Here is a 9,943-nt window from a genome sequence, read left to right as displayed (position 1 = left end):
GAGACGGAGGTCGTCGCCTTGTCTGGCAGATCCCCATGTGGGTGACCAGCTCGAACAACCTCGAGTTGATCACCGGAGGTAAAACAACAAGCTGAGTGGCTGTTGTCTTTCCGGGCTTGAGAGCTGCGTTTCCGCTGTTCAGGCATAGGGGCGGCGGTCTCGGGGAGTGGTGGCGTGTCATGTCGTCGCTCTGGTGGAGGTCGGGATGCCGTCGGTCGTTGGGCTGCTGGAAGAGCGTGAGCTGACCGCTCGCCGGCGTGTGGACGCGCTGCGGGAGGAGGCGGACCGTATCCAGGCCGAGCTGGTCGTGGCCGAGCGGGAGTGGAGCGAGTGGGTGATCGCTCGTTCACGCGTCGGCGAGGTGTTGTCCCGGGGCGAAGGAGACGCCACCGAGCCGGATGCCGCCGAGGAGCCGTCGGATCGTGGTGAACCGCCGGCGCTGCCCGCGTCTTCGGAGGCGGCGAAGCCGAGTTCGGTGGTGCCGATGTGGCGTGCGGGTCTGGCCTGGTCGGCATTGTCGGCGGACTACCAGCGCATCGTGCGGGCTCTCGCGGACCGCAACCGGCTCGGTCAAGGTCCGCTGACCTGCCAGGAGATGGCCGGCTGCTTCGGCCTGGACCCGGTGCCCGCGAAGATCGAGGCGTTGCGGTCGAAGGCGAAGCGGCTGACAGCGCGCGGGTGGCTGGCCGAGCCGGCGCCGGGCCGGTTCACGCTCGCGAAGAGCGTGACCGGGCAAGGCGCCGGGTCATGAGCTGCGTCATCGACCAGTAGACCATCGCCTCCGCGCTGCCGGTGGACCGCTCGAAGTCCCGCACGAGGCGGCGGCTTCGCATCAGGTGCGCGAAGAACCGCTCCACGATCCAGCGTTTGGGGAGCACGACGAAGCCGCGCATGTCGTCACTGCGCTTGACGATGGCCAGGACCAGGACCAGGGCGAGGACGGCGAGGCCGTGCTGGACGAGGCTTCCGGTGTAGCCTCCGTCGGCCCAGACCAGCGCCAGCCGGTGATGCGCGGCGGCGACCCGGGCGAGCAGGACCCGCGCGACGGCGCGGTCGCCGATGTCCGCCGAGGTCACCAGCACTGCCAGCAGCAGGCCGAGGGTGTCGACCACGGCGTGCCGTTTGCGGCCGTTGACCAGCTTGCCGCCGTCGAAGCCCCGGCTGTCGGCGCCGACGACGGCGTCCGCCTTGACGGACTGGGAGTCGATCACGCCGGCGCTCGGCTCCGCATCCCGCCCGGCCTGCTCGCGGACCGTGCGGCGGAGCCGGTCGTGGAACTCCTTCACCAGGCCGTGGTCGCGCCAGCGGCGGAAGAACGCGTAGACCCGGTCCCAGGGCGGGAAGTCGGCCGGCACGGCCCGCCACTTCGTTCCGTTGTCGACCAGGTAGCGGATCGCATCCAGTATTGCGCGGTGGCAGTACGCCTCCGGCTGCCCGCCCCGGCCCCACAGCCAGCCCGGCACCGGCAGCAGCGGCCGCGCCACCGCCCACTCCGCATCCGACATGTCCGTCGGGTAGCGGCGCACACGGACCCCGTGGTCGGTGGCGTTCCCGAACCGGTGTGCCAGGCAGTCACACGCGAGAGTGACCGAAGTGGACCCCGCTCCCGCGATGCCGTAGAACTGCGACAACAGGGCCTCCTGGACTGCTCTTTGGCGTAGACACCCTTCGAGCTACCAAGAGGCCCTGCTTTCATGCGCGGCGGCCGTCATACTCACCCGATCGAGAATCCCGTTCGACCAGCACCCCTCAAGATCGGAACGACAACAGCCACTCACCGACACCGCAGTCCCACAGGCTGACGATCGCTCTCCAAACCGACCGACAAACGCTCTCAGCTCTGACCTACGCAGCCACGCAGCGTGCCAGAACAATGCAGTTGAGGCCGGAGGATCAGCCCGGCACACTCGCCCGGTGAGCCACAACACACACGCGGGCAGATGGGACGGGCCCTGGTTCAGGGTCTGCACGGAGCACTTCGAGGCGGCGTTCCTGCCGAATGCCGGCGAGGACTTGGAATCGGTGGACAACATCGACGTCTTCGTGGACCTCAACGATGGAACCCGGTGGAGTGCGACCGTCATCACCCTCGCTCAGGTGGAGACCATCATGAAGCGGTGGGCGGCGACTGGGGAGGCCCTCGGCGGCGCCTACTTCTCGTGCTCGGACGGCCTCATCGTCCGCGACGCCGGCATCAGCAAGATGACCCAGGTCCTCGTCGGCCTGGTCGAGACCGGCGACTTCACGCACATCCTTCAACGCATCGACGAATGACCGCAGCCCCGGTCCACGACGAGCTGATTCTGAACCACCAGTAGCCTGCCCTGGCCGAGCCTGGAACATCATCCTGAGGACACGATGCTCTCCGAATACCAGCAGCAGCTGAGGGATCGTTTCCTCGCTGCCCCCGTCATCCCAGCACCACACTCCTGGCAGCCCGTCTCCGCGCGGCGAACGCCCATCAGCGGGCTACTCGGAGTCGGTTTCGGGGTCGACCCCGACAGCGGAAACGACCTCCTGATGGTCGTCTCCAGCAGCGGTCACGGCATCTTCGACGCCTCCACGGGCCAGCGACTCGCCCGCGACCACGACCCCGACTTGGATCACAGCGCACCAACTGGCCCCGACTTGTCCTGCCCTGGACTCGGACCGCTCGCCGGCACCGAGGTCCGGATCGCCGGCCTGTTCGGCGGCGGCCTCCACTCCACCACCGAAGACGGATGGACCGTTGAGGTCGTCAGCCCGGATTGGCCGCACCACCGCGTCCTCCTCTCGGCCGATGGCGGACTCTGCCGCGGCCCCGCCGGTGAGAAGTGGTGGCACATCTTCCACGCCCACTACTCCGAACTGCGAGCCGCCGGGTTCTCCCCCTCCGGACGCACGCTCGTCGTTGCCACCAGCAGCGACATCACGCTCTGGACAAGGCCCAGCCTCGACGCCTGAACCAGAGCGCCGTCCACGTTGCGGACGCCATCGGGAACGCTACAACCTGCACAAATGCGGTCGCCGCTGCCACCGACCCCAGATAACTGGAGCGACTTGTCGCGGGGGAACCCGGCGGCCTTGATCCGCCGCTCCGACCGGCGTCGACCCCGGTCGTCGCACTCGGCCATCAGCAGCTCGGCGAGGAAACCGCGGTAGGTCATCTGGTCTTTGACCGCCCGGTCGGCGATGTCGGCGAACTCGTTGCGGATCGACGGCAACCGCAGCAGCCTGCAGGCCGTGTCGATGGCCGTGGTGGCGGCCTGCTCGGTCAGGTTCCGCTGGCGGGGCAGCATGGCGGTCATGGCGCTTCTCCCTCTCGCAGGTCACCGCCGCTAGCGCGACGGTGTCGGAGCAACTGGTCGTAGTGGGTCACCGAGGGCAGCGGCCTGGTGTCCGGCGGAAGGTGGTTGAGCTTCCACTCGTGCAGGAACGTCACCGTTCCGGCCCCCGGACCGGCAGCCGGCCTCGGCGCCGGAACTGCGACGACGGGCTCGTCCTCGGTCTGGGCGGCCTTGCGGGCCTCCAGGGCGACCGCGTCCGCGGTCAGTGCCCCGGCCCGCAGCGCGGTGGCCAGCCCGGCGACGATGTGCTCGTGCGCGAGGTGGCGCCCCAGCAGCAACACGTCGATCAGCGCCCGGGTGCCCTCCCCGTCGCCGTGGGCCCGGACCGCAGCGGCCCACCAGGCGTCGTGGACCGGGGTGAACTTCCCCGCGGAGCGGGCCTGGTCGAGGGCGGTTGCGCCGGGGAAGGCGCCCGGCTTGCGGACCAGGGCCTCCAGATAGTGGTCCAGCTCCAGTCGGCAGGCACCTTTGGCAATCAGCCGCTCGTGCCCGGCGACCTCGACGTTCCTGCCGTAGACCACCAGGTGGGAGGCGTGCAACAGGACCCGGACGCGCTTGCCGATCAGGCGGACCGGCACCGAGTAGCGGTTGGTGCGGACCGAGATCCGGCCATAGCGGTCGACCCGCGGGGTGAACACCCGACCGGTCTCGAACTGGTCCTCCGGCAGCGGCAGCAGCCGCGCCCGCTCGTCCTCGGAGTACTCGTCGACCGTCCGGGCCCCGGACCCGATCCGGCGGCGCCCATCGTGTCGATCCCACTGCTCGGCCATCTCGTTCAGCTCCGCCAGCGACTCGACCTCCGGCACCGGGACGAAGTGGTTGCGCCGGAAGTAGCCGATCTGGCCCTCGACCCCACCCTTCTCATGGGCGCCCTCGATGCCAGGCCGGCAGTAGAAGCTCTCGATGCCGAAGTGCGACCTGAAGGCGATCCACCGGTCGGCCTCCACCCGGGCCCGGCTCAGCCCCAGCACCTGGGCGACGGCGGCCTTCAGATTGTCGTAGCGGACCTTGCTCCGCGGGACGCCGCCCAGCGTCCGCAGCGCGTGAACATGGCCCTCGAAGAACGCCTCCTGCCCGCAGGACGCGAAGATGCGGTGGACGGCCTTGCCCGAGTAGGACAGCCGGAAGGAGAACAGGTAGCAGGTCACCAGCTCGCCGGCCAGCTTCACCGTCACGTCGCCGAAGTCGACCTCAGCTTCCATCCCGGGCTGGTGCGTCTGCGGGACGAACGCCTCCAGCGGGGCCTTGCCAGACTCCACCAGGATCTGCGGCTTGCGGTCTGCGACGTAGCGGCGGACCTGCGGGTGGGAGACGTCGGCGCCGTGTTCCTCGACCAGGCGGTGGAAGATCCGGGTCGTGGTGTGCCGCTGCTTGCGCGGCGCGTCCAGGTCCGCCCGCAGGATCCCGTCGACCACAGCCTTGTACGGGTCCATCGCGGTCGTCCGGGGCGGGAGCTTCTTCCGCGGCTCCGGCCAGACCGAGTCCACGGCCTTCCTGATCGTCCGCCACGACATGTTGTACTTGCGCTCGATCTCCCGCAGCTTCATGCCGTCCCGGTGGTCACGCCGGATCGCGGCGTACAGCTCGACCTTCGACATCTTCGGCATGACCAGGGCCTTTCACCAGGAGCACTCCCGATGCTGGCCTGGCAAGTCCCCCGGTGACGTCAGAACTCGTGAACATCACCCGTCCGTGGTTCGGGGTGCCTCCCAAACTCGTGAACAACTGACGTCACAACTCGTGGTTAAAGCCACGTCCGGCCGCAGCCAGGGGCTTACGTCCACCGCCAGGACCAGACGGCCGTCAGCCGCCCGGGGCAGTGGAAGTTCGGCCAGCAGCCGACGCAGCCGGTCCACGTCGACGTCACCGTTGTTCAGCGCGGCGTAGAGGGAACCGTGCCCGCGCCGATGCTCGGGTGCCAGCGACAGGTCCACCCGGGTCTTGACCGGTCCGTCCGTGCACAGCAGCGCGTCCGCCAGCTCGAACAGCGAGTCACCCCGGCTGGTGAGGCAGTCATAGAACTCGCCCCGAAAGCGTGACAGTCACGCGAACGCGTCCTGGCGGGCGTCCTGGTGAGGCAAGCTCGGCAATGCGGCCTCCGCGTCGAACCCTGTTCCTCGTAGCTGAGTTCAGGATCATGCGAAGGCCGCCCTTGCGTCCGGCGAACCCCCGTGTGGGTGACAACACTGAAGTCCCGACCCGCCTGGGGCATGGTCCTGTGTCACTACCGCTGGGATGATCGACATCATGAACACCACCCCCTGGACAACCGAGCATGCCACCGGAGGTCCACTGGACGAGATCTTTCGGATCGTCCGTGATCGGGTTCCCGATCTGGTGATCGAGCACAAGGTGACGGTCGAGGAGGAGGACGCGGACTGGGACGAGTTCTTCATCCGCATCGCGACCAATCCCGACCCGCTCAGGCTGGAATGCCGACCGGGAGGCCAACCACCGTTCACCGTGGACGACGAGTACTCATCCATCGACGCAAGGGACCCAGCGGCAGCCGCCGAAGCTGTCTTGGAGCTCCTCAGCGCGTAGGCCGCACGCCCCAACGATGTCGACCCGTGACTCGTGCACGTCAAACGGCAAGCTCAGGTCAACGCCGATTGGCAGAACGCCGGTTGAGAGTCCGCTCGTAGTCCTGAAAACGCGCCTTCGCGATGACCCGGCGGCCGGCATCGCGCAGCACGATCCCCTCCGCCCCGCCCACCGCTCCGTCGTCGAGCGCGACCCGAGTGGCGGGAATGACCTCACCCAGCCACCGGTACGCGTCCTCGATGCTCGAAGGCAGCGACGAGGCGGGCACGGCCGGGGCTCCCTCCGGCGGCAAGGCCACCGGCCCGGACGGGCGGGCGGTCTCCGGGCCAGCCGGGTGGTTCAACGGACTGTCAGGTTCCGGACAGTGCAAGATCTGTCCGGAAGGTGATCGCCGATCCGGCAGGCAGGCACCTTGAAGTGCCCCGTTGCCGGGACGGCCCATTGCTTTCCGGTCGGAATTGGTCTCGACCATTGCCGCGTCTTCACATTCGGAGGATGCTCCTCAGCGAGGCGCAGGGGCGCAGCGCCCGGCGCTCGTCGTTGAGAGGGGAAACTCATGTCGTTTCGCAAGGCGTTCTCCGCCGTTGCCGTGGCCGCTGTGGTGAGCGGCGGCGCTCTGGCCGTGGCCCCGGGTGCCCAGGCGGCCACCTTCACCTACGTCGGCGTCTATCCGACCGCTGCCGCCTGCGATGCGGCCGGCCGGGCGTATGTGAGCAGCCAGCAGGCCGTCGTCTACTTCTGTGACACCACTACCGAGACCGGGCCGGCGCGGCTCTCCGTGGTCCTTCGCTGAGCCACCCCTGAGTCACCGCGGCATGCCCGGTGGCGGCCCGGGTCGCGGTCGTCGGACCGTCGCCGGTCGGGGCCGGAGAAGGACGATCCGGGTGTGCCGGCCGTGGAGGCCGGAGGGCGGGGTTCGTGGCCGGGCGGGCCGGGTGTCGCACACGGCCCGCCCGGTCGGCCGGCGCTCTTCGCCCGGTCCTGTCCGGTGATGCCGTGTCCGCGGTGCCGATCCGGACCCGCCACGCGGAGGCGGGTCCGGCGGGGGGGTCGGCCCGGCCGGGCGAACGAGGCTGTGAGGCGGGGGACGTGGCCGGCGGGGGCGGGTGCCCAGCGGCCGTAGTTGTGGCCACCGTCACGGCCGGGCGACCGGGTCGAGCCGTTGCCGTGGTTCACCAGGCGGCTGGCGACGCCGAGTTGGGCGAGGCGGTCGCTGGCGGTGGTGGGGGCCAGGGTCGTGAAGTGGTCGGTCGAACCCTGGTCTCCGGTGTGGAGGGTGATGTCGGTTTCGGTGAGCCGCGGCCGGGTTGCCGGGCGCCGCCGGGTCGGCCTCGGCGAGGACCTCGCCGGATGGGCGTGGGCGCGGCAGGTCGGCTGGGACAGGATCGGCCCGGCCCAGCAGTGAGCGCTGGAACACGTCCTCGGGCTGGAGCCGGTGCCCGCCGAGCAGAAGCCGGCCGGGAAGGTGAGCCACGCGGAGACGGAGCAGCGCGACCTCGTCGCCCTCAGTACCGGCGCGAGGGCCACCTGAACGTCCCCCGCAAGCACAAGGAGCCGCTGGTGCTGGCCGACGGCACCACGGTGGAGGTCACGGCCTGTTCATCGCCGACTGCCGCAGCCGCCGCGACGCCATCCCCCCCCCACGCCGAACGCCTCACCCAACTCGACATCAGATGGAAACAGCCGGGACAGGGTGGGGCAGACGAGGGGTGCGGCGCGAAGTCGGCGCCGCACCCCTTTCGGCTAAGGGCGAGCAGCGGTCAGCCAGTACCGGTGACCGTGCTCGAGCTGGTGCGATGCCCGAGGAGCGAAAGTCAACGGTTACATCGGAAGTCGCTGCTCGGTAGAAGCGACTTGTAGGGGTGGAAGGTCGTCGGCACTTCACGGCCCGGCTTCACCACTTCTGCGATGGCGCCCGCGCAGCCGGTCTCGTACCACGGGCACCATGTCTCGCTGGTCCGGTTCCAGGCCGACGAGCCGCCCCCTACGAGGCCCTGATCGGCCACATTCCAACTGCCCTTGGTGTAGGACGCCATCGGCCCTTCGTACTGCCCTCGTCCCCACAGACAGAAGTGCTCCACGTAGCAGGGTTCGGTCGCCTTCGATCGGGGTGCTGCCACGGCTGACGAAGACGCGGCCAACGCGGCAGCGGCGAAGACAGCTTTGCGGAGCAGAGAGGGTACGGACACGAAGCCTCCATAGGTCTCCAGTCCGCGATGTCAGCTCCGATGATCCCGGCTGGCCACAGGTACGCCGGTGGAGGATCTGCGCGGCCTGATCGGGGTCCGCGACCGCGGCGCTGCCGGCCGGCCGGTCGCCGGTGTGCCACAGCGCGGCCGAGCGGCCTGCCGCTCGGCCGACCAGTCCGTAGGCGGCCGGGACCGCGAAGCCGCTGCTGCCTCACCGGCGGCAGCGGCTCGATCCGGCCCCACGGGCCGTCCGGCACCAACACGGCGCTGTCCCGGCGCCGCGATCACTGTCGGCCGTCGATGAGCCGCTGGACGGCGTCGCCGTAGTGCGCGACCAGCGCCGTCCGGTCGGCGGAGACGAGTACCTCGTCCTCCACCACGTGCAGGGAGGTGAGCAGTCCGCCGATCTGGGCGGCGACCAGGTGGGCGCGCAGTTCGGCGTCCGCGCCGGCGAGGCGGGGGGCGAGCGGATCGGCGAAGGCCCGCTCGATCGTGGTCCGCAGGCTGCGCTGGACCTCGGCGCGGTCGGAGGCCCGGAACAGGGCGGCGAGGGAGGCGACGGCCAGCGAGCCCGCGGTCGAGGAGGACAGGTCCACCACGTGAGCGACCAGTGTCCGGCCCATGCCGTCCAGCGGGCCCTGGAGGATCCTGGCGGCCGGCAGGTCGACGCTCATCGCCTCGACGAAGAGCCGTTCCTTGGATCCGAAGTGCCGGATCACCAGTGCGGCGTCCACTCCGGCCCGCGCGGCGACCGCGCGGATGCCCACGGCGCCGAAGCCGTCCTGGTTGAACAGTTCCCGTGCCGCGTCGTGGATGGCCTGTCTGGTCAGGGCCGAGGACCGGCGTGGCCGGGGGGTTGGCGGTTCGCTCACAGCCGGTTTCTCCTTCACTCGCCGAAGAAGTCATCATAGATGACTTACTCTTGTCATCAATGATGACCAACAGCTCGACGAGGAGTGGGACCATGGATCGACTCAAGGGCAAGACCGCGCTGATCACCGGCGCCGGCAGCGGGATCGGCCGCGCCGCGGCCGCTCTGATGAGCCGCGAGGGGGCCGCCGTGGTGGTCGCCGACCACCACCCGGCCGCCGCCGAGGAGACCGCGCGCCTGGTGGAGGAGGCCGGCGGCCGTGCCCTGCCGGTGACCGTCGACGTCACCGACGACGCCTCGACGGCCGCCGCCGTCGCGGCCGCCGTGCGTGAGTTCGGCGGACTGGACGTGCTCTGCAACCACGTGGGCGGCAGCGACCCCCGCAAGGACCTCGACCTGCTCCGGCTCGACCTCGACGAGTTCGACCGCGCCGTCGCCCTCAACATGCGCAGCACCCTGCTCGGCACCCGGCACGCGCTGCCGCACCTCATCTCGGCGGGCGGCGGGTCGATCGTCAACACCGCCTCGGTGGCCGGCCTGGTCGGCGACGTCGTCCAGATCTCCTACGGCGCCGTGAAGGCCGCCGTCGTCAATCTCACCAAGTCGATCGCCGTGCAGTACGGCCCGCGGGGCGTGCGCTGCAACGCGGTGGCCCCCGGGGCCGTCATGACGCCCGCCCTGCGGGACAACCTGCCTGCCGGGGTCGTCGAGTCGCTCCTGGCCTGCAACGCCCTGCCGTACCTGGGCTCCCCCGAGGACATCGGCCACGCGATGGTGTTCCTGGCCTCCGACGAGTCGCGTTACCTGACCGGGCAGCTCCTGGTGATCGACGGTGGGATGACCGCGCAGTCCCCCGCCGCGCCCGGCAGGCGCGCCATGCTCCCGGCCGCCTGAGCTCTGCGCGGGGGCCGTCCGGTGCGGGTACCTGTTCACCGGGCGGGCGGCCTCACCGCCGTGCGGCCGAAGGCCGTGCCGCCTGGTCGGACGGCGGCACGGCCTTCGGTTGCGGACCG

General features: G+C 70.0%; 12 protein-coding genes and 2 pseudogenes. 7 read left to right on the top strand and 7 right to left on the bottom strand.

The window, feature by feature from the left end; translation table 11 throughout:
- Window positions 1-205 precede the first annotated feature (205 nt).
- Window positions 206-751: a hypothetical protein gene (locus ACFRAR_RS30730; RefSeq protein ID WP_380702103.1), complete on the top strand. Its 546-nt coding sequence runs from the start codon at window positions 206-208 to the stop codon at window positions 749-751.
- On the opposite strand, the gene ACFRAR_RS30725 is transcribed toward ACFRAR_RS30730, so the two are convergent.
- Window positions 708-1,505, bottom strand: coding sequence for an IS5 family transposase (locus tag ACFRAR_RS30725; RefSeq protein WP_380702095.1), 798 nt, complete (start codon window positions 1,503-1,505; stop codon window positions 708-710). The genes ACFRAR_RS30730 and ACFRAR_RS30725 overlap by 44 nt on opposite strands.
- Window positions 1,506-1,914: 409 nt before the next feature.
- Here ACFRAR_RS30725 and ACFRAR_RS30720 point away from each other — a divergent pair, with 409 nt between their 5' ends.
- Both ACFRAR_RS30720 and ACFRAR_RS30715 read left to right on the top strand, forming a co-directional pair.
- Complete coding sequence (locus tag ACFRAR_RS30720; protein WP_380702093.1) at window positions 1,915-2,274, top strand: hypothetical protein; 360 nt, start codon at window positions 1,915-1,917, stop codon at window positions 2,272-2,274.
- A gap of 84 nt (window positions 2,275-2,358) precedes the next feature.
- Window positions 2,359-2,943, top strand: a complete 585-nt coding sequence (locus ACFRAR_RS30715) for a hypothetical protein (RefSeq protein WP_380702091.1) — start codon at window positions 2,359-2,361, stop codon at window positions 2,941-2,943.
- An 86-nt stretch (window positions 2,944-3,029) separates the two neighbouring features.
- Here the strand turns inward: ACFRAR_RS30715 and ACFRAR_RS30710 are convergent.
- The 3 genes and pseudogenes from ACFRAR_RS30710 to ACFRAR_RS30700 all read right to left on the bottom strand — a co-directional run.
- A pseudogene (locus tag ACFRAR_RS30710) lies at window positions 3,030-3,278 on the bottom strand (ATP-binding protein); the annotation flags it as partial.
- Between the two features lie 5 nt (window positions 3,279-3,283).
- The gene (istA, locus tag ACFRAR_RS30705) at window positions 3,284-4,924 is read right to left on the bottom strand and encodes an IS21 family transposase (protein WP_380702101.1); all 1,641 of its coding nucleotides are present in this window, start codon (window positions 4,922-4,924) and stop codon (window positions 3,284-3,286) included.
- Window positions 4,925-5,074: 150 nt separating this feature from the next.
- Window positions 5,075-5,368: pseudogene (locus tag ACFRAR_RS30700) on the bottom strand (transposase); the annotation flags it as partial.
- A gap of 205 nt (window positions 5,369-5,573) precedes the next feature.
- On the opposite strand from ACFRAR_RS30700, the gene ACFRAR_RS30695 reads away from it, so the two are divergent.
- Complete coding sequence (locus tag ACFRAR_RS30695) at window positions 5,574-5,870, top strand: hypothetical protein (RefSeq protein ID WP_380702089.1); 297 nt, start codon at window positions 5,574-5,576, stop codon at window positions 5,868-5,870.
- 58 nt (window positions 5,871-5,928) lie between these two features.
- Here the strand turns inward: ACFRAR_RS30695 and ACFRAR_RS30690 are convergent, their stop codons facing one another.
- Window positions 5,929-6,138, bottom strand: coding sequence for a hypothetical protein (locus tag ACFRAR_RS30690; protein ID WP_380702087.1), 210 nt, complete (start codon window positions 6,136-6,138; stop codon window positions 5,929-5,931).
- Between the two features lie 288 nt (window positions 6,139-6,426).
- Between ACFRAR_RS30690 and ACFRAR_RS30685 the strand changes: the two genes are divergently transcribed.
- The gene (locus ACFRAR_RS30685; protein ID WP_380702085.1) at window positions 6,427-6,663 is read left to right on the top strand and encodes a hypothetical protein; all 237 of its coding nucleotides are present in this window, start codon (window positions 6,427-6,429) and stop codon (window positions 6,661-6,663) included.
- Between the two features lie 486 nt (window positions 6,664-7,149).
- Complete coding sequence (locus tag ACFRAR_RS30680) at window positions 7,150-7,275, top strand: hypothetical protein (RefSeq protein ID WP_380702083.1); 126 nt, start codon at window positions 7,150-7,152, stop codon at window positions 7,273-7,275.
- Window positions 7,276-7,684: 409 nt separating this feature from the next.
- On the opposite strand, the gene ACFRAR_RS30675 is transcribed toward ACFRAR_RS30680, so the two are convergent.
- Window positions 7,685-7,990: a peptidase inhibitor family I36 protein gene (locus ACFRAR_RS30675; RefSeq protein WP_380702099.1), complete on the bottom strand. Its 306-nt coding sequence runs from the start codon at window positions 7,988-7,990 to the stop codon at window positions 7,685-7,687.
- Window positions 7,991-8,343: 353 nt separating this feature from the next.
- Window positions 8,344-8,931 carry a TetR family transcriptional regulator gene (locus ACFRAR_RS30670; protein ID WP_380702081.1) on the bottom strand — a complete coding sequence of 196 codons (588 nt, stop codon included), beginning with the start codon at window positions 8,929-8,931 and terminating at the stop codon, window positions 8,344-8,346.
- A 92-nt stretch (window positions 8,932-9,023) separates the two neighbouring features.
- Between ACFRAR_RS30670 and ACFRAR_RS30665 the strand changes: the two genes are divergently transcribed.
- A complete protein-coding gene (locus ACFRAR_RS30665; RefSeq protein WP_380702079.1) occupies window positions 9,024-9,824 on the top strand; it encodes an SDR family NAD(P)-dependent oxidoreductase in 801 nt (266 codons plus the stop codon).
- The last annotated feature ends 119 nt before the right edge of the window (window positions 9,825-9,943 follow it).

Source organism: Kitasatospora sp. NPDC056651 (assembly GCF_042792155.1).
Taxonomy (GTDB): domain Bacteria; phylum Actinomycetota; class Actinomycetes; order Streptomycetales; family Streptomycetaceae; genus Kitasatospora.
Note: the sequence above shows the minus strand (reverse complement) of the source record. Positions and strands in the feature narration are given on the sequence as shown.